At 33.8% G+C, this 20808-nt stretch carries 13 protein-coding genes and 1 riboswitch; of the genes, 12 read left to right on the forward strand and 1 reads right to left on the reverse strand.

Annotated features, from left to right (window positions below):
* Position 1: 1 nt before the first annotated feature.
* Positions 2 to 1252, reverse strand: a complete 1251-nt coding sequence (locus COJ46_RS13370; RefSeq protein ID WP_286133536.1) for a cation:proton antiporter — start codon at positions 1250 to 1252, stop codon at positions 2 to 4.
* 193 nt (positions 1253 to 1445) lie between these two features.
* On the opposite strand from COJ46_RS13370, the gene COJ46_RS13375 reads away from it, so the two are divergent.
* From COJ46_RS13375 to COJ46_RS13430, 12 genes are all read left to right on the forward strand, one after another.
* Complete coding sequence (locus COJ46_RS13375; RefSeq protein ID WP_098566001.1) at positions 1446 to 2786, forward strand: TrkH family potassium uptake protein; 1341 nt, start codon at positions 1446 to 1448, stop codon at positions 2784 to 2786.
* A 33-nt stretch (positions 2787 to 2819) separates the two neighbouring features.
* Positions 2820 to 3473 (forward strand): potassium channel family protein, encoded by a 654-nt coding sequence (locus COJ46_RS13380; RefSeq protein ID WP_097975939.1) that lies wholly within the window; start codon positions 2820 to 2822, stop codon positions 3471 to 3473.
* A gap of 375 nt (positions 3474 to 3848) precedes the next feature.
* On the forward strand, positions 3849 to 4037 hold the full coding sequence (locus COJ46_RS13385; protein WP_097975937.1) for a hypothetical protein: 189 nt from the start codon (positions 3849 to 3851) through the stop codon (positions 4035 to 4037).
* Between the two features lie 115 nt (positions 4038 to 4152).
* Entirely contained in the window at positions 4153 to 4341 is a 189-nt protein-coding gene (locus tag COJ46_RS13390; RefSeq protein WP_097975935.1) for a hypothetical protein, read from the forward strand.
* Positions 4342 to 4450: 109 nt separating this feature from the next.
* Positions 4451 to 4639 (forward strand): hypothetical protein, encoded by a 189-nt coding sequence (locus COJ46_RS13395; RefSeq protein WP_097975933.1) that lies wholly within the window; start codon positions 4451 to 4453, stop codon positions 4637 to 4639.
* A 130-nt stretch (positions 4640 to 4769) separates the two neighbouring features.
* A riboswitch (cyclic di-AMP (ydaO/yuaA leader) is annotated at positions 4770 to 4903 on the forward strand.
* A 117-nt stretch (positions 4904 to 5020) separates the two neighbouring features.
* A complete protein-coding gene (locus tag COJ46_RS13400; RefSeq protein ID WP_098566002.1) occupies positions 5021 to 6925 on the forward strand; it encodes an APC family permease in 1905 nt (634 codons plus the stop codon).
* Positions 6926 to 7143: 218 nt separating this feature from the next.
* On the forward strand, positions 7144 to 7569 hold the full coding sequence (locus COJ46_RS13405) for a MarR family winged helix-turn-helix transcriptional regulator (RefSeq protein WP_097975930.1): 426 nt from the start codon (positions 7144 to 7146) through the stop codon (positions 7567 to 7569).
* Between the two features lie 219 nt (positions 7570 to 7788).
* Positions 7789 to 8229, forward strand: a complete 441-nt coding sequence (locus COJ46_RS13410; RefSeq protein WP_176522522.1) for a ferritin family protein — start codon at positions 7789 to 7791, stop codon at positions 8227 to 8229.
* A 103-nt stretch (positions 8230 to 8332) separates the two neighbouring features.
* Positions 8333 to 9199: a lipase family protein gene (locus COJ46_RS13415; RefSeq protein ID WP_097975926.1), complete on the forward strand. Its 867-nt coding sequence runs from the start codon at positions 8333 to 8335 to the stop codon at positions 9197 to 9199.
* A 1-nt stretch (position 9200) separates the two neighbouring features.
* Positions 9201 to 10040 carry a lipase family protein gene (locus COJ46_RS13420; RefSeq protein WP_097975925.1) on the forward strand — a complete coding sequence of 280 codons (840 nt, stop codon included), beginning with the start codon at positions 9201 to 9203 and terminating at the stop codon, positions 10038 to 10040.
* A gap of 1001 nt (positions 10041 to 11041) precedes the next feature.
* Complete coding sequence (locus tag COJ46_RS13425) at positions 11042 to 19519, forward strand: InlB B-repeat-containing protein (protein WP_098566003.1); 8478 nt, start codon at positions 11042 to 11044, stop codon at positions 19517 to 19519.
* A 352-nt stretch (positions 19520 to 19871) separates the two neighbouring features.
* The gene (locus tag COJ46_RS13430) at positions 19872 to 20771 is read left to right on the forward strand and encodes a LysR family transcriptional regulator (protein WP_097975921.1); all 900 of its coding nucleotides are present in this window, start codon (positions 19872 to 19874) and stop codon (positions 20769 to 20771) included.
* Positions 20772 to 20808: the final 37 nt, after the last annotated feature.

Below are 20808 nucleotides of genomic sequence, written 5' to 3' on the forward strand. Positions count from 1 at the left end.
ATTAGCTATTTGCATTTGACTTTTCAACTGTAATGCCTAATTTTTTTGCAACAAAACCTGTTGTACTAGCTTGTATAAGAATGGTCATTAATATTGCTATGAAAGTGACAGTTGTAATTTCGTCTGCATAATTCACTCCCGCAGCAACAATCATCCCGGAAAGTGCTGCAGGAATAACGCCTGTTTCACGTACCCAGAACATAAAAATAATTTCATTCCATTTCCATTTTGCAATACGATCTGGCCATGTACAAATGAGAACAGTAAGTGGTCGTGCAATAAACATGAAAATTAGAACAATCAATATTCCTTGTAACCAAAATTTACTTAAAATATGAAAATTTACTTGGGAACCAAGCAGCATAAAAATAAGTGTTCTCATAATTAATGTCGTTGAATCTGAAAAATGAGCGTCGGTTGATTTCGTTTTATCTGATATTTGAAAATGAAATAATTGAGGATTACCTAATATAAGTCCAGCTGTAAAAGTTGCCATAAATCCACTTGAATGGATGTATCCAGCTAAAAGATATGAACTAATTGCAGCGACAAAACTGACAATTGTACTAAATCTCTTAAGCAATTCCCATCTATGCTCTGAAGTTAGAAATACAGCTAGGAAACCTACAACTACTCCTACTATAATTCCACCACCTGCTTCGCGAACAAAACTCCATATGCTAGATGTAATAGATAATTGTGTTTGTCCTAAAATAACACCGAGAATCGTAAATGCTAATATGGAACCTGTCGCATCATTAAAAGCAGATTCGCTTTCTACTGTTTGTTTAACTTTTTCTCGAATTGTAACTTGTTTAAAGACAGGAATCAAAGTAGCTGGATCTGTTGATGCAATAACTGAGGCAAGCAACAGTGCATATAAAATAGGCAGTTTTAGTAAATAAAATGCAGTAAAGGCTACGACTGCAGCTGTAATGATCACACCAAGAATCGATAAAAGGGAAATCGTAATCCATACTTCTTTTAGAACTGAGAATTGAATACCCCTACCTCCTTCAAACAAAATTAGTACCGATCCAAGGACAATGATAAATTGATAAGCAGGCGATTCATTCGATATTGATATTAAGTTTAGTCCAGGCTGACCCAATATAATACCAAATATCATAAACAAAGCAACATCAGGTATTTTAATTTTTTCAGCTAATTTCATAGCTAACAGTCCAAAAATTAAGACAATAATGATGATATATAAATGATGTTCTACGACATTCATTACCTTTGATTCCAATTAAATTGCCCCTCTCAACACTTTTTAACTACTCATAGATTGACCTTGATGGACTAGAAATATTTATTAGCTTTTTTGTTTATGGATAAAGTAATTATAATTTTTCTTCATTGGGAACTATAATGTTGAAAGTTTGAATGGGGGAAGTAGATTTCCTATTTAAAAATAGGCAAAAAAGAGAGGTAGTACTACTATGAAAAAAAAGTTGGAATCTTCGTTAGATCCTTCTAAAGTTTTAGTGATTGGATTTGCCTTCATTATTTTAATTGGTAGTATTCTTCTAACTCTTCCAATTGCAACAAGGGATGGTGAAGGTCTTAAGTTTTTAGATGCGTTATTTACTTCTACCTCAGCCACTTGTGTAACGGGACTTGTTGTTGTGGATACTGGAACAACATTCACTTTATTCGGGCAATTAGTTATTTTATCACTCATACAAGTTGGTGGATTAGGCTTTATGACTTTTGCAACTTTTTTTGCTGTTATTTTAGGGAAAAGAATTTCCTTAAGAGAACGGTTACTACTGCAAGAGGCTTTAAATAATTTATCGATTGCAGGGATTGTTCGTTTAGTAAAGAGAATCTTAATTTTTACTTTTATTATTGAGTTAGTTGGTGGGATTTTGTTAGCAATTCGTTTTGCTTTTGATATGCCATTACAAAAAGCTATTTATTTTGGAATATTTCATTCTATTTCAAACTTTAATAATGCGGGGTTTGATTTAATGGGTGACTTTAAAAGTCTAACTGGTTATGTAGCTGATCCCCTTGTTACGATTGTTGTCTGTTTATTGATTACACTTGGTGGAATTGGTTTTATTGTAATGAACGAACTGTATGAATTCAAACATACTAAAATGCTCTCTTTACATACAAAAGTTGTTCTTCGTACAAGCATTATTTTATTGGTAGTAGGAACTGTCTTAATATTCTTATTGGAATTGCATAATCCAAAAACATTGCAACCATTATCGTGGTCAGGAAAAATACTTGGTTCTTTATATCAATCCGTGACACCTAGAACAGCAGGGTCAAATACATTGAATATTCCTGATTTAACGCAAACCACTCTTTTCATTACGATTATTCTTATGTTTATTGGAGCATCCCCAGGTTCTACTGGTGGTGGGATTAAAACTACTACATTTGCTATTTTATTGGGAGCGGTTAGGTCTCAGGTTAAAGGGAAAGAAGATGTAGTTTTATTTAATAGAACGGTAATGTACGATACGATCTATAAGGCGCTTACTGTAACAATAAGTGGTCTTCTAATTGTCATGGTTGTTACTTTGATTTTAACGATAACAGAACATGGTAAAGACTTCTTGATGATATTTTTCGAAGCAACGTCCGCATTCGGCACCGTTGGATTATCTATGGGCTTGACACCGGATTTAACGCCGATTGGAAGAATCCTAATTATATTAACAATGTTTGCTGGTAGGGTTGGTCCATTAACGATTGCTTTTGCGGTTACTTTAAAAAGAAAATCGGATCCATTTAAACGTCCGAAAGGAAAAATTATGATAGGGTAAGTAGACCATAATGATTTTATAGGAGCATGTTATATGAAAAAACAATATGCAGTCATTGGACTTGGAAGATTTGGTTCGGGTATTGTAAATACTTTATTGGATCATGGAAATGAAGTTTTGGTTATTGATAATAATGAAGAACGTATAAATGAAATTGCAGATCGAGCGACTCATGCGGTAATAGCAGATTCAACAAATGAGGAGTCATTAAAAGCAATAGGAATCGGTAATTTCGACACAGTCATAGTAGCGATTGGAAATGATATGCAAGCCAGTATTTTGACAACATTAGTGTTAAATGATCTAAGTATTAATAAGATCGTCGTAAAGGCATTAAATAAACAGCATGGTGAAGTATTGAAAAGAGTTGGAGCGGATTGGGTGATTTATCCAGAAAGAAATATGGGAGAACGTGTAGCACACCAGCTTATGTCACCAAATGTTTTAAACTTTATAGAACTTGCTAAAAATTACAGTATAGAAGAAATTAAGTTACCTTCTAATATGGTGGGGAAAAGTTTAAAGGAATTAAATATAAGAGTAGAGTTTAATTTAACGGTAATCGCTATTAAAACCCAAGGAGTCGTTAATATTTCACCCTCTCCTGATGAGGTGATCCATGAGGGAGATGTATTGGTAATGATTGGGGAAAATAGGGATTTACATCGTTTTGCAAACCTTGACTAAATGAAAAGCAGTTTTACTGTGAATTACCTTTTTGTGGGAATTTTGGATAGTATTAAAGTTAATTTTAAAGAATTAGAATCACTACGCTAGTTTACCCGCCATTGATGAAGGTTTTTTTTAATAAGTAGAATAGCCTTAAATCATATAAAAAAACTTCTTTTAAATCTTTATATAAATGTAAACGATTACCAAAAATAAAGCCTTAAAAATCATTTCTTTCAAGTAATCGTTTACATTACTAATTCCAAAAATCACCATTTGACGAGTGGTTTTTATCATGATAAAGTTGGTCTTACGTTTAAAAACGAACGTCAAACCACGGCCATTTGGTCATGGTTTTTTTATATGAAAAAAATAGCGAAAGGAGAAAACAAAATGAAAAAAGTAATCTTATCTTTAGTAGTTGGATGTGGATTTTCTATTTTACTGACAGGGTACGAAACGAATAAGTCAGAAGTTAATAAAGAGATCTCTATGTTTAACCAAACTGAGGTGCAAAACGTGTTAACAAACACTTCAGCAGTTGATAATTCACAAGAGATTGTTTGGAATCAAGCGCGATAATTAGTCGCGAACCTTCCGAAATTGGTCTTACGTTTAAAAACAAACGTCAAACCACGACCTTTGGTCATGGTTTTTTTATATTTTAAAAATAAAAATCAAGAAAGGAGAAAGCAAAATGAAAAAAGCAATTTTATCTTTAGTAGTCGGATGTGGATTCTCTATTTTACTGACAGGGTACGAAACGAATAAGTCAGAAGTTAATAAAAAGATCTCAACGTTTAATCAAACTGAAGTACAAAACGTGTTAACAAACATTGTAACAGTTGATCAATCAAAAGAGATCTTTTGGAATCAAGCACGCTAATTAGTCGTGAAGATTCTAACGAGCTGGTCTTACGTTTAAAAACAAACGTCAAACCACGGCCAAAGGTCATGGTTTTTTTTTATGAAAAAAATCGAGAGGAGAAAACAAAATGAAAAAAGTAATTTTATCTTTAGTAGTTGGATGTGGATTTTCTATTTTGCTGACAGGGTACGAAACGAATATGTCAGATGCTAATAAAAAGATCTCAACGTTTAATCAAATAGAAGTTCAGAACGTATTAACGAACACTTTAGCTACAAATAAGTCTCAACAAATCGTTTGGAATCAAGTGCGCTAATAAATAGAGGAAATGTGTTTACTCTTATTTTGAGATTCAAAAAATTCGATTGTAAAATTTAGTAAAAGTCTATTTACAAATTTATTCTAAAGTTATATATTTACATTTAAATTCTATATTTTTCTATTCAAAACCATAGTTGCTTAATCTTAAAAAGAGCGGGGGAACCATTTCTTTATTGGGGTGAATCCTTTTTGTAAAGGTAGGGGTATTCTTTAATCCCGAATCCGACAGCTAACCTCGTAAGCATTTAAAGAAGGGGGTTTATTTAGTATTGTTTTTTAAACACTAAGTAAAGCTTAGTGTTTTTTTGTATGCAAAAAAGTGGGGAATTGGCTGTAAAACACCAATATTATTTGTTTTCTTAAAGGGGAGAGAATCATGCATCATCCGTCCGAATATATAGAAATTGGACTATTTATTTTAGCGATATTTGGGATTTATTACTCGGTTGCAAATTTTAACAGTGTAAAACGAGTTTTTATTGGTAGACCTATGAGAACTGCAGAAATACATGCCCAGCATAATAAGTTGATTTGGTTTATCGCCTTACCAATTCTTGCAGCTGATTTGTATTCATCTGTATCGTATGGACCAGAGGCGGGAATGACCGAGTTGATCGGTCTAGGGGAAAAAGCACACTGGTATATCATACCGATTACGATCGCAACTGTTCTTTTATTAGGAATTCTTATTCTTTCATATATTATGGGGATTTTAGCTTATCCAAGTGGTGGCGGGGCATATGCGATTGCCAAAGACAATTTCAAACCTCGATGGGTTTCACTCGTAGCATCAAGCTCTCTATTAGTTGATTATATTTTAACAGTTGCGGTTTCAGTTTCTGCTGCACTTGAAGCTGTGTCATCTGCTTACCCAGCCGTTGCACCTTATGAAACAGTATTAGCAATATTTTGTGTATTTTTATTACTAGTTGTCAATCTTCGTGGGGTTGCAGAATCAGCTAAAATATTTGCGTGGCCAACATTTGGCTTTATGATTTGTATGTTACTTTTGATTTTTACCGGATTTTTTGACGAATTCCAAAATGGTTTTGTACAGCACCATACGCCTACATTTGGTACAGTACCACAAGGTTTAAGTATTTTACTTGTTTTAAAAGCATTTAGTTCGGCATGTTCTGCTTTAACAGGTATTGAAACAATTTCAAATGCAGTGCCAGTTTTTAGAGAACCTCGTCAAAAAAATGCGATTAAAACATATATCGCATTAGGCGTAATTACTTCTATTACACTTTTAGGCTTTGCTTATCATTTATATGTAAACGGAATTTCACCTAACCCAAATGATACGATGTTATCACAATTAATAAAGGTGTATTTCGGACACGGAATTTTATATCAAGTTATCATTTGGTTTACATTTATTATTTTAATTTTAGCAGCTAATTCAACATTTACAGGATTTTCTCAGTTAGCAGCAATTGTAGCAGCAGACGGCTTCCTACCTAGAGGATTTACAAACAGAGGCGATCGTTTAGGTTACTCAAATGGTATTATTGCTCTTGCTGCCGCAGCGAGTATTTTAATTATTGCATTCCAAGCTCATACGAATGCACTTATACCACTGTACGCAATAGGTGTATTTTTATCATTTACAATTGCTCAATTAGGGTTAACAAGAAGATGGAAGCGAGTAAAAGGGCCTAAATGGCAAGTTAAATTAGCTATAAATGTAATAGGATTAATTGTGACTTCAGTTGTTACTGTAATCTTTGCCGTTACAAAATTTGTAGATGGTGCTTGGGTGGTTTTAGTCGTAATTCCGACGATTATATTCTTCTCTTTAGCAATCTATAAACATTATCAAAATGTAGCAAGTGAATTACGAATTGATTTAAGTACTTTTAAACCAGAAGCAAATAAAGTTATAACGGTTGTATTAGTTTCAGGGACTCATCGAGTTGTTCATAATACATTGTCATTTGCAAAAGGTATTGCAACCGAACCGATCGCTGTTTATGTAGGCTTTGATGATGAATCAATCGAAAGAATGGAAGAGAAATGGGAAGAATGGGGTAATCCTTGTCGCTTAGTCGTTCTAAAAAGTCCGTATCGTTCAGTACTTGCGCCACTTTCAAGATTCATTAAGTTAATAGAAGGAAATGAACCTGATAGTCATGTTCAAATTGTGATTCCACAATTTATTCCTAAGAGATGGTGGCATAATCTTCTTCACAATCAAACGGCACTTTTACTTCGACTTTGGTTAATAAGTCAAAAGGATGTAGTCGTTACGACGGTTCCTTATCATTTGAGAAAATAATAAAAAAAGCATGAAATGTTTATTTCATGCTTTTTTATTTTGGCTTATAAAGTCCTAGTGAAAAACCTTGAAAGTTAGCTTCTTATATTACAAATCCGAATTTAAGTGGAAATCGCTAAAACGAAATCTGTTAACATTTGTTCTACCAACTTATTGACAAAGCAATGTTTTATTTTATAAGTTGTATATACTAGCAAGATAAATCAGGAGCTGAGCAAATGGAACAATATTTTAGTAATTGTTTATACTTTACTGCCAATCATTTGGCTAGATTAATGAATAAGATGGCAGAAGAGGAATTTGCTCCACTTGGCATTTCCCCTACTTATGCATTTTTATTAATGGCTGTTTATGAACAACCCAATATTACCCAAACAGAATTAAGTAATATTTTGCATATTGCCCCATCAACTACAACAAGATTTGTAGAAAAATTAGAGGTCAAAAAACTAGTTGAGCGGAAAAGTGAGGGTAAATTAACATTAGTGAGTTTAACTGATAAAGGAATTAAAATTCAAGAAGACATTAAAGTATGCTGGAAAAACCTATATAAACGGTATGCTGAAATACTTGGTGATGATGTTGCAAAAAATATAACAAATCAAACTTTTCAAGCTGCGTTTGAGATCGAATCAAAAAAATAATATAAAAAATGTGAAAAGAGTCTATTATAGACTCTTTTTTCCTTTTTTGTTCAATATTTTGTAAGTTTAATATTGCTTGTAAACGTATTTAAACAAGTTTCTTCTTTCATATTAGCATCAATAAATTAATCTTAATATTGATGAAAGGAACATACAATGTATGAGGTATTAAATAAAAAATAACAAGATTTGTATAAAATGAAACTTAGAGGTGAAGTTGTGTATTATCAATACTATGGGAATTTGTATGAGAGGGATCATAAATTAATTAGTGAATTAGAAAAGGCTATTAATGGTGAATATTCAGCTATTAAATGCTATACAAAATTAGCTGGTTTGGCAAAGAATGAGGAAGAACGTAAAACAATTTTAGAAATAAAAGAAGATGAAATAAAGCATTACAACCTTTTCGGATCAATTTATATTAATTTAACAGGGACACAACCACAACCGAAAGTATCAGAAGACTGTCCTAATGCATATGTAGAAGGTCTTGAGTTTGCTTTAAAAGATGAACAAGAAACAGTCGATTTTTATTTAAGTGTTTCAGATGGCACGTCAAACCAATTTATTAAAAATGCCTTTAGTAGAGCGGCAAAAGATGAGCAAAATCATGCAGTATGGTTTCTTTATTTTTATACAAGAAATAAATTAGGCTAGTGATAAGAGAGTATCATAAGAATGGAAAATCAAACTTCAAAAAATCCATCTCCAAAATCAAAATAGTTAAAGCTTACAGGAAAAAAAGAGAGGACGAAAAAATATGAGACTCTCCGAAAAGAGAAATGTTTTGAATAGCAAAGAAGCTATTCTTTTAGCTGCATTCAGCTATCAAACATATGTACTTTTTCGTAAAGGAACGATTACTTTACCAAAAGGCTACGTCCTGAAGTATATTATCCATGCTGATGTAAATATAGAAAATCCTACTAATGAGGTATTTGGTTTTATTGCCGAATCAAAAGAAAATATTATTATCGCATTTAGAGGGTATGCCGCCTATCCAGCAGATCTTATTGCAGCGTATGACATCCTTCAAGTTCCTTATCCCTATGTTGAAAATAGCGGTAAAACTTCCCGAGGCTTTACATGTATTTACCAATCTACAAGAAAAAAATTATTTAAAGAATTAAACAAGTTTCCAAAGAATAAAAAACTATTTATTACTGGGTACAACTATGGTGGAGCATTAGCAACGTTAGCCACTTTAGATATAATAACGAACTCAAAATTTAAACATGCATCCGTTTATACTTATGGGAGTCCACGTGTGGGTGATCCAGACTTTGTTTATCAATTTAATCAAGTCGTGAAAAGTAGTCAAAGGATCGTTAATATTCATGATTCATTTACAACTTTTCCAGAAAAATTTTATCCTCCGCCATTTACTGAGGACGGGATCTATTATCAACATGTAAATACAAAATATCCAATTTCCTTCCAGTTGAATAATACGCCTCGAAATGATGGGATAGGCTGTTATTTTAAAAACTTAAGTAATTTAAATCCAGATTATGCGATCAAATTATGTAATGAAAGCCCTAATTTTTGTCCTAATTCGGAAATGTGTTTTCCATTTCAGCGAACTTGTAACTGTCCAAAACCTTGTATTAAAGCAGGTGAAGGTTAATATGAATTACTATCGAAATGACAATGTATTTAATAGTAATGATGCAATATTACTTGCTGCAATGTGCCATCAATCAAATCAGCTTATAGAAAATGGAAGTCTAATTTTACCGAAAGGATTTGAACTACGCCATTTGATTTATGCTTTTGCCGGAGTTGAAGAGCCAGAAGCTGAAGTTTTTGGATTTATGGCAGAATCAAAAGATGAAATTATTATAGCTTTTAGAGGTACAGATTCATATAAAGATAATGAGTCAGATCAAGACTTGTATCAAATAGAATATCCTTTTGCTGAAAATGTTGGAAAAACACATAGAGGATTTACTTGTATTTATCAATCTGCAAGAAATGAACTATTTACAGAATTGATGAAGTTATCACCTAATAAAAGACTATTGATAACAGGATACAGTTTGGGTGGTGCTTTAGCTGTTTTAGCTGCTTTTGACATTTCAGTGAATTCTGATTTCGACAATCTATCAGTCTATACTTTCGGTAGTCCGCGTGTAGCAGATCCAGAATTTGCTTATCGATACAATCAAATTGTAAAGAGTAGTTTTCGTATTTTTAATATACATGACATTATTCCTACCTTACCTGCAGAAGCTTATCCTCCGCCGTTTACATCTAAAGGCTTATATTATAGGCATGTAAACAATAATTTTCCAGTCTCGTTTCAATTAAATAGCATAGCTCGTAATCATTATATTGGCTGTTATTTTAATTCGGTTAGCAGATTAGATCCTGAATTTACTTCTGCATTATGTACAAAAAATCCTGGGTTTTGTCCATCTATAAAAATATGTGTTCCTTTTAACGGAAACTGTATTGAAAAAAATTAAGAATTAAGTTGAGTTACTTCTCAAATCCATGATATTCAGGGGTTTGATTTTTTATTTTTAGAGCTCAATTAGGTTGGAAATCATAGTAAGTAAGAGGTTTACGCACTAATATATTAATATTCTTTGTGCGTTTTTTATCGGTAATAAAAATGGAATGCAAAAAAGTCTTAGCAAGTAGCAAATAAGGAGTCCCTCTGCGCAAATAAACAGTGTACTGCAAATAAAATCTGAAAATCGCAAATAAAATTCCCACAATCGCAAATAAAAATTGAGAATAGCAAATAAAATTAGCAAACCTGCAATTAAAACACCAAGAATCACAAATAAGATAAAAAATTACCCAAACTGGTTAGGGTATTTTAATCTAATAATTGTACAATGATAGAAACTTTTAATTGGAAAACTAACAATCTTGCTTAATTATTTGTAAAACGAATGAAAAACAGATCAAAATTTGTTAATAATCTATAGATTTAACAATAAAGTCTATTACACATGAAAACAGCCGCCTAGATACTTATAAAGGTGTAACGTTAGATTATGTTTTAACTCAATTAGGTCTAAATTAACTAAATAGATTAATCTTACATTAGAAAGCTATCATTCTTTTTTAATTAAAAGTTTGATAGCTTTTTTTGTTAAAAATAGGAATTTTCTAACTTTTTAATTTTTTTAACAAAAACCTCAAATTCCCCCAAATTCCCCCAAATTCCCCCGATTTTAAAATCGTCAAAAATCTCTTGTTTTACTTGAAGTTTCGATATTTTTAATAGGTTTTTTAACTAAAATTCTACAACTTATGTCATATAATAACAATTTATCGCGTTATTTATGTAAAAAAATGAAGTATAAATCGCTAAATTTCCCCAATACAAGACAAGCGAAACATGGAGTAATATTTAATTAAATTTAAGTGTTTAGAAAAATTTTAATACTTGAATTTTCGGAATTTGGGCAAATAATCGAATTTTTCATTATTTGTTTATACTGGGGGGGAAAACATGAAAGAGAGAAAATCGTCTCACAAAAGTAAGAGGCCAACAAAAAAAATACTTTCGATCTTTGCATTAAGTTCGATGTTTTTAAATGTTGTGATTCCTCATAGTTATGCAAGTGGAAATACTGCTGAAGCAAATCTTAATCAGCAAAATTTATCTAGTAATACCTTTGATGCAAAAGAAGTAAAACGTATTCTTGACGGGCTTACACCAGAACAAAAAGCAAATATTAATAAGCTTACTGGTGCAGATAATACTGAAAAAATCCGTGTAGACAAAAAGGATTTAATCGGTTCAAAAAAGATTAATGTTATTGTTCAATTTAAACAAGATCCAGCTAAAATACAAATCATTAAGCAATCTTTAGCTAAAGGTGGAGCAACTGCAAATAGTCAAGCTTTTGATAGCGAATATTCAGATGCTAAAATAAAAGTTAAAGATTCACATGCAAATTTTAAGAGCTTTTTAAATACTCAACCTAAAACTTCTATTGTTGGCGGGAAAACTGTTAAAACAGAAATTAGTATTACGCGAGAATTTACAGATGCATTTAATGGAGTTGCATTAACGTTACCCGCAAATTTAGTTCAAAAGCTTGCAGAAAGTCCAGATGTTGCGTCTGTTTGGTCTCAAGTAGAATATTCTTTACCTGATGAAGGAAATTCTCAAAAATCAGCGACAGCTACATCAGCTGGCAAGCCAACTTCAGCACTTTCCCATTTAGGGATTGATAAGCTTCAAGCTGAAGGAAATACAGGTATTATTAAAACAGGTCCACGTGCGGGCCAAAAGGTTAAAGTGGGTGTATTGGATACAGGAATCGATTACAACCACCCTGATCTTTATAAAGTAACACATGATGAAAATGGAAAATTATATGGTGGTCATGACTTTGTAAATAATGACGGAATTGATGCAACAGGAAACATTAAGTATGTGGATGACCATGATCCAATGGAAACAACTTATGATGATTGGGTAGCTGATAAGGCGAGTTCAAATCCAGTTTGGGGAACACCACCTTCAGATTATAAGCCATATATTACTTCACACGGAACACACGTTTCTGGTACGATTGCAGCAAATACGACGAATAATAACGATGTTTATTCGGCAAATGGGGTAGCACCTGATGTGGCTCTTTATGGTTATCGTGTATTAGGACCAGGAGGACATGGAACAACGGAATCCGTACTAAGTGGTATCGATCAAGCTGCAAAAGATCATATGGATGTAATTAATCTATCTCTTGGTGCAAATGTTAATGATCCATTTTACCCAACAAGCATTGCAATTAACAATGCTACTTTAGCTGGAGTTGTGTGTGATGTTGCTGCAGGTAATAGTGGACCTGGGCAAGCTACAGTAGGTTCACCAGGAACTTCGGCACTGGCAATTACTGTTGGTGCAAGTACAATCCCTGAAGAAATTGCAACAATGACTGTTAAGAATGGTTCAGTTTCATATAAATCACGTTTATTTGGTAAAAACTTTTCACAAGCAGACGATGTTTATAAAGGTCAAACACTTCCAATCGTTGATGTTGGCTTAGGAAGTGAAGCAGATTATAGTGGAATTGATGTGAAAGGTAAACTTGTTCTAGTAAAGCGTGGCGTAGACTATTTACAAACAAAAATGACAAATGCTAAAAATGCTGGAGCAGCTGGAATGATTATCTGGGATAATACAGCTGATACTGATTCTCAAGGTTATATTCCTAATTTCTTAGGAGTAAGCATGGATAATGTTTATTCTATTTCATTAACTCAAGAACAAGGACAAGCTCTTTCTGATGCGATTAAAAAGGACCCAAAATCAGCTAATATTACGTTCCCTTCTACACTCGATGCACCTATTACTAAGAGCGGGGATGAATTAGCAAGCTTTAGCTCAACAGGCCCAGTTAAAGATTGGACAATTAAGCCAGATGTAGTTGCACCTGGGGTTGATATTTCTTCAACAGCTCCATACGATATTTGGGAGCCAAATGCAGCACATGATTATAAAATTGGTTATCAGATTATGTCTGGTACATCAATGGCAACTCCTCACGTTGCTGGGATCTCAGCTTTAATTTTAGCTGCACATCCAGATTATACACCGGCTGATGTCAAAACAGCATTAATGAATACTGCTAAAGATATTAACACAGATTCAAAGACTTATAGTGTTTATCAAGTAGGAGCAGGACGTGTTGATCCATCACGTGCTATTAAAGAAAATGTAAAAATTCAAGTTGTAGATAAAACAGTTACAATTGATAATCTAGCAGATAGCTCAACAGCACATGAAGTAGATAACATTACAGGTAGCATGTTCTTTGGTTTTAAAGGTAGAGGAGAAGGTGCAACGAACGGTTCTGATGATGTAGTTTCTTCAAAAGATTTTAACGTTTCTAACCAAGGAAGTAGTACTAAAACATTTAATGTAAGTACGGAATTTATTTCCTCAAAATTTGCTGGGTCGAATAAAGTCGGACCAGGAACAGGAAATGATGTTAAAATTGATTTTTCGGTTGATGGAAATAACGTGAAATCGATTAATGTCGGCGGAGGAAGTACAGTCAAAGCTACGGCAAAAATAACAGTTCCGTCAAATTCACTTGAGGGTACTTACGAGGGGTATATTCACTTAATAAATGCAGCGGACTCATCGGAAACTTATCGAATTCCATTTACAATTACAGTTGCGGAAAAAGGAATTAATACGTTCAATGTTGTGCTAAAAGCTGTGGCAGAAGGAAATATTTCAGCTTATAATGTTTCTGTTAACAATGAAATGGAAAACTTATATATTGTTGTGAAGGATAAAGATGGGAAATATATAGGTGTAACAAACACATTATCAAGCGGTAGAAATTTTATCCCAGGTGTCCAATATGGTCCACTATTAACTCTTTTTAATGGATGGTATCTTCCATTTACAAAGACATATGATGGAACATATGACGAATCTGGCATTGCAGATAAGGTTGAAGTACTAAAAGAAGGTAGTTACTCTCTCGAGATGATTGCTACAGGTAAAGATGGAAAACGTTACACAGCGGAAGATACGGTCTATGTTGATGGTACTCCGCCGACTATGACGATGGATTCTGACTCCAAACCGGGAATCTATGAAATCGATACGACAGGGTACCTACCTGGACAAGAAATTAAAGGATTTCATGGTACGGTTTATGACTCGAACGTAGACGTGATGAAAAATAATGGAGAAACATCAGTACCTAGTCCTACGACTGGCAAACCTGTTCCTGTTGATCAAGGATTGAATATGGTCACTGGTTATCAAGACAGTTATTACCCAACAGTTTATTTCAATACAAATGAGAAAGGTCGTTTCCACTTTGGTGTGACGAAAGAGGACGTAGCAAATAAACTAGGTAGTGATTTTATAATTGACCCTACAGATTATTCGGGAGAAAATGATTATGAGATCAATAAACAAACTTATTACTTTATTAAAAAAGGAAATCCTTACGTTACCCTAACTTCATCTAATGGAGTAGATGCAGGACCAGGTACCGAAGATAAAGTAGTTGTCGATCCGAATAAACCATTCAAAACAACAATCGCAACAAAATATGGTGTCGGAATGACTGGCGGTAAATTTTTACTGAATGACCATGGTGTGTACAAATTCTCTAATATCCGACTAACAGATGAGTATAAAAACTATCTGATTAGTAAAGGAATCGATCCAACTACCGTTCTTACTGTAGGTCAACCATACACGCATCAAAATTATCAAATTGGAAAAACAACAGATATCACAATTTCAAATATAGGTTCAGCAGGTGCTCTTGATCATGATATGCCGATTATTGAGGCAGATGTAACTTATACAAACCCTGAACCTGTAGTAGGAGAATTTCCATATAACTTGTTGCAAGTGAATTTAACATTGTCAGGTGCAGATACAAGGGTTGCGTGGTTCCCGGTTGATATACCTTATGTAAGACAGTTCACTTCTTTGATTAGAGGACGTGTAGCAGCGGAATCTTTCTCGAGAAACAACATTAATAACAACTATCCACAATTCACTGTTGATTCAGGTGCGAAGGTAACGGCTACAGATACAAATGGTAAAAAATTTACAACAGATCAACCGACAACAGCTAATAATACAATGGCTTATGCGTTTATCAACCCATATTATGCTTTGACAGCCGATGTAAGTGACAAGCCATATTCTTTGGAAGCAAGTGTACCAGGACATTTTAAAGGATATGCAAAAACACCTGTGATTGGTCAAAACAAATTCGGTTATCAATCAGGTACAGTAAAGGATCTTCCAGGTCTTTTCCCAATCCTTTTAGGTGGAGATGTAAATGGTGACAACGTCATCGACATGAAGGATTTGACGGATGAAATCAATGTGTATTATCAATACAAAAACCTAACTGATCGTGACAATCCAAACAATAAATTAGCGAACAAGACGGAATTCTTAAATACCAATAGAAATGAGGATATTTATTGGATTAAGCCAAGTGGGTTCGGTTATGGAATTGATTATAATGATTTCTATTATATCTTCAAAAACTTTGGTATACAGAATCAAAGTGCAATTGATGCTGGATTAACCGTTCCAACTGCTCAAATGACAGTCGACAAAGACATGACGATTACGAATCAGTATGGTGGTGCAACCATCACGTTAAATGCTGGTGATACGCTACAGCAAGTTATGCAAAAACTTAATTTTGCAGGTCCAGCTCAAGCAGTCTCATCAACACCTAAGTTACAAGACTTGCAAAATGGAGCAACGATTTCACTTTCTCCATCAAGCACAGTGTTCGTTGATGATGTAGTGTGGAGAAAAGCCATTACAAAAGTTATGCTAGGATCAACTGATGTAACTGATAAAGTAACAATGAGTCCGGCTTACACGTATTATGATGCAAATGGTGTAAGTCAAACAATGCCTTCAAAAATTACGTTACCGGGTTCTTTATTCCCGACGGCAACGAATTATACAATTACAGTGAAGGCAACAGGTTACCAAGATGTAACGAAAACGTTAACAGTATCAACGGTGCCAATTCCGACGCCTGCGATTCCAATTATCACAGACCCAACAGTAGCGCATATTGGGAATGATTTAACGTTATCTTTCCAAGAAGATGCGAACTGGCGAAATGGTATCAATAAAGTAATTATGACGACTAATAGCGGTAAAACTGTGGATATCACGAATTTAATCAATCCAGATACAAATCAAAAATATTACGACATTAGCAAACCAGGAAAAATCACGTTTAATGCAAAAACATTTATGACGGATTCTACTCTTGATCCAAATAATACTTCAACATATAATCAAGCGACAATCAATCCTGGTGGTAAAAATTATTTACCTCAGCTTTACAAATTTACAATTGGCTCGACAGGTACAGATGGAACAGTTTATCCAGATACTATAGCAGGTTTTGACCCAATTTACACTGCGCAACAGCCTGTTGGTTATAGTATTACATTTGACAGTCAGGATGGCTCAGCCCCTAAGTCGATGGCAGTAGGATACAGACCGAGCGCAAGTCGTTCGAATGGTCCGAATAGTGATTTAGTAAGTTTTTATAGTCCTGCACCAACAAGACCGGGATATAAATTTCTTGGTTGGTATAATGAACCATCTTTAAAAACAGTATGGGATGCAGGTCCAATAACTGCAGACAAGACTGTTTATGCGAAATGGCAAATGAATACGACTCAAAGCTACTCACCAGTTGATAAAGCGAATCCGGATGGATTAAAATTCGACGGAAGTAACGGAGGGGTTTCTGGCGTTGGTTGGATATTAGGAGAAGGCGATTTAAAAATCAATATTCCTGACTATTTAACAAATGTTTCTTGGTTAACATCTAAGGACAAGATTGCCAATATCGAGGCAACATTCTTTCAAATGAAAAGCGATGGTTCAACGGAAACAACACCAACGGTTTATACGTTAGATCCAAGTACCTATGACTTGACGTCAAATGGTAATAATGGAATCCTTTCCTTTAAAACAGCAACTCATGATCAAGCTGTTCAAGCAGGTCAAACGAAATTAGGTGAGAAATTTGCCTTCAGTGAGATGCCAACGTTATCAAATGCAGGGGCGATTAAAGGATATAATATCAAACTAACGTCATCAACAGGGGAAGTAGTTACGATCCCTAATATTCAACTAGGATACAGACGTCATATTGACTTGAACGGTGGATCCTTAAAGAATGCAAAAGACTTATTCTTTGCCGATACACTTGTCAATGGTTTGGCGACAGCACCGAATATGATCACAGGTCCTTCTCATGTAGTAAATGGAAATCTGACGATTAGTTCAAATCTGTATCTAGATGCAGCTAACTCAATTGATAAGATGTCTGATATTTCAATGGATAACGGTAAATTTATAACGGATAATGTAACTTATTATCTATGTTGGAATAAAGTACCACCAACGGTTAATAAAGATGTTGCTGGAAACATTGTAGGAAGCGACATTACGTTAACATTTAATGATGACGGAACTTGGAAGAATAATATCAAAGCAGTGAACATAGGTGCTAAAACTTTAGAACTAAATAAGGATTACACGATTTCGAATAATAGTATGACCCTTAAGGCTGCTATTTTCACGAATGCACAAAAGTTCAATGTGACGATTGTTTCAGAAGGGTATAAAGATGTAATTGTAGTTGACCAAGTTGTCGGATATACGGTTACGTTTAATTCAAATGGCGGAGATCCAGTTCCAGCTCAAATCGTAGACAGAAGTGCGACGAAACCATTCGATCCATCAAAAGCTGGATACAAGTTCTATGGTTGGTATAGCGATCAAGATTTAACAATACCATATGATTTTGATAATATTGTGACAAAACCAATTACACTTTATGCGAAATATGCTTTAGCAGGATCTTTTGTAACAGCAGATACAACGGATAATGCAATCGGGAACAATATTGTATTAGAGTATATTGATAAAGATTGGGCAAATGCGATTACTGGCATCACACTTAACGGTCTTGCAATAGACGGATCGAAATATACTGTCGATAAAGAGAATCGTACAATTACACTAGATAAGAGTCTATTCTCAAGAGCGAGAGATTATCAGATTTCGATTAAGGCTACTGATTACGCTGATGTATCATTAGTTCAAAAATTAGTAAATGGATATAATGTACATTTCGTAGTACCAGGTGATGCACCAGCTGAAGTAAAAGAAGCAACGAAAGATCAAATTGTAGCACGAAGAATCACAGCACCAACTGTTCATGGTTATGAATTAACTTGGTTTGCAGATCAAGATTGCACAATCCCTTGGGATTTCACAAATTCAATTTACTCAGCAAAAACGCTTTACGGAAAATGGAAACCAGCAAAATACACTGTCATCTATGATACACAAGATGCTGGACTAGTTGTTTCGGCAAAAGCTGAATACAACACATTACTAGACGAAACAAAACCAACAAGAACGGGTTACACATTCCTTGGTTGGTATAAAGATGCAGAAGGTAAAACACCATGGAACTTTGCAACAGACAAAGTATCTGGAGATATGGTTTTATATGCAAAGTGGAGTATTAACTCTTACACAATTCACTTTAACAGCAATGGCGGCAGTCAAGTGGCTGATAAAACTGCAAATTACAATAGCAACATTTCTTTACCAAAACCAACAAGAACAGGTTACACATTTGTTGGATGGTACACTGATGCAGCATTAAAAACGCCAGTAGGCCCAACTGTAACATTAACAAACAACATTACATTGTATGCGAAGTGGAGTATTAACTCTTATTCGATCCATTTCAATAGTAATGGTGGTAGTCAAATTGCAGACAAAACTGCAAATTACAATAGCAAAATCACTTTACCAAAACCAACAAGAACAGGTTATACATTTGTTGGATGGTACAAAGATTCTGCATTAAAAACGTCTGCAGGTTCATCAGTAACATTAACAAGCAATATCACACTTTATGCAAAATGGAACATAAACAAATATACTGTTAAATTTAATTCTGTTGGAGGCACAATTTCGACTAGAACTGTAAATTACAATTCAACGATTAGCCAACCAGCATCACCAACAAGAAAAGGATATACTTTCCTTGGGTGGTATAAAGATGCATCTGGAAAAGTAGCTTGGAACTTCGCGAAGGATAAAGTGACTACAAACACTACGATTTACGCGAAATGGGTAGCTAATCCAGCAAAACCAACAAATGTAAAATTAACAAAATCAGGTTTATCTTCTGTAAAATTTACATGGTCTAGTGTATCGGGTGCTGCGGGTTATGAGATTGTTAAATCAACTTCAAAAACAGGCACATTTGCTCACTTAACAAATGTAACAAAAACAAATTACACGAACAGTGGATTAACAAGAGGTAAAACTTACTATTACAAAGTTCGTTCTTACAAATTGGTTGGATCGAAAAAAATCTACAGCGATTGGACAAGTGTTATAGCGTTCAAACGATAATAAATAGTAGGACAAGGTTTCTCAGGTAAAAACAAGTCAGAACGGGGTGTTTAGGATATTTTAATAATTGAATAAACACCCTTTCGTAAAAAACGATTGATCATCTTTTTTAAAAACAAACTTTCCCTTAAAAATATAAAAGACAAGAATACGTAAAAATCAGTATTCTTGTCTTATTTTTTTAATTCTTAAATCATGATAATAGTTATAGAATACACTTAAATATAAGACTTATCATTACGCATTTTGATGCAAGATATGTTAATAATAAGAATGAATCGATTTTCTGGAATCATTAATATAAAATTACGAACAAATTATAGTTTTAGTTTTCTTAAGGAGTAGTTGAAGTATGAATTTTGATCAAATGGAACATATTGTAACTGCAGCAAAAGAGATGTCAATCACGAAAGCTGCAGAAAAATTATTTATCTCTCCTTCTGGAATGAGTCAATCCATTACTCAATTAGAAAATGAGCTTGGCATAAAAATTTTTAACAGATCGAAACAAGGAGTTACACCAACTTTTGAAGGGAAAATTGTTATATCAAAAGCGATTATTTTATTAAATACGATTAAAGAGCTTAATAAAGAAATAGAGGATATTAAGAATAGAAGTAACAATCATTTAAAAATACTAACTGCGCCTACTTTTTCGGCAATTCTTCAAGAAACGATGATCAAATACAATGAGAAAAATAGTGAAGTTACATTTGAAGTAGTTGAAGAAAATCCTGCTTATATGATTCAGAATTTCAGTAAACAAGATTATGATATTGCACTGATTCCTAGCACAATCGAAGAATTGAAGAAAGAAAAATTTATTGGTTTTGAACATTTAACAAAGGGGCATATTTGCATTGCGGTCGGTAAGAAATCTCCGTTTTATTCTTATGAATCTGTCACACCAAACGAACTAACGAATGAAAAAATTGTTATGTATAAAAACTCTGACTATAAGACATTGCAAAAAATCTCTAAACTGAATCCCAAAAATGTAGTCCTTCAAACAAATAGAAGTAGCTTGCTTTATGAACTTGTGAAAGAAAGCCAAGCCATTTTATATTTACATAATTTTTCAATAAGAAATCGCCCGATCGTTCTAAATGGTGACATTAAAATTATTCCATTAAAGGAAGAAACGTTTTTCGATTTAGATTTTTGGTTGATATACTTACAATCAAAAGGATTATCAACACTTGCGAAAGATTTTATGGATGAATTTAAATTGCAGTTTAAAAATAGTATTTAAAAAAGATAGTGAAGCCAGCATAACAACTGACTGCACT

The organism is Bacillus sp. AFS077874 (assembly GCF_002566505.1).
Taxonomy (GTDB): domain Bacteria; phylum Bacillota; class Bacilli; order Bacillales; family Bacillaceae_G; genus Gottfriedia.

Bases quoted from the DNA above. Each gene is read 5' to 3' on its own strand.
- COJ46_RS13380 (WP_097975939.1), top strand. From the start codon at position 2,820: ATGAAAAAACAATATGCAGTCATTGGACTTGGAAGATTTGGTTCGGGT.
- COJ46_RS13420 (WP_097975925.1), top strand. From the start codon at position 9,201: ATGAATTACTATCGAAATGACAATGTATTTAATAGTAATGATGCAATA.
- COJ46_RS13385 (WP_097975937.1), top strand. From the start codon at position 3,849: ATGAAAAAAGTAATCTTATCTTTAGTAGTTGGATGTGGATTTTCTATT.
- COJ46_RS13395 (WP_097975933.1), top strand. From the start codon at position 4,451: ATGAAAAAAGTAATTTTATCTTTAGTAGTTGGATGTGGATTTTCTATT.
- COJ46_RS13430 (WP_097975921.1), top strand. From the start codon at position 19,872: ATGAATTTTGATCAAATGGAACATATTGTAACTGCAGCAAAAGAGATG.
- COJ46_RS13390 (WP_097975935.1), top strand. From the start codon at position 4,153: ATGAAAAAAGCAATTTTATCTTTAGTAGTCGGATGTGGATTCTCTATT.
- COJ46_RS13375 (WP_098566001.1), top strand. From the start codon at position 1,446: ATGAAAAAAAAGTTGGAATCTTCGTTAGATCCTTCTAAAGTTTTAGTG.
- COJ46_RS13405 (WP_097975930.1), top strand. From the start codon at position 7,144: ATGGAACAATATTTTAGTAATTGTTTATACTTTACTGCCAATCATTTG.
- COJ46_RS13415 (WP_097975926.1), top strand. From the start codon at position 8,333: ATGAGACTCTCCGAAAAGAGAAATGTTTTGAATAGCAAAGAAGCTATT.
- COJ46_RS13400 (WP_098566002.1), top strand. From the start codon at position 5,021: ATGCATCATCCGTCCGAATATATAGAAATTGGACTATTTATTTTAGCG.
- COJ46_RS13425 (WP_098566003.1), top strand. From the start codon at position 11,042: ATGAAAGAGAGAAAATCGTCTCACAAAAGTAAGAGGCCAACAAAAAAA.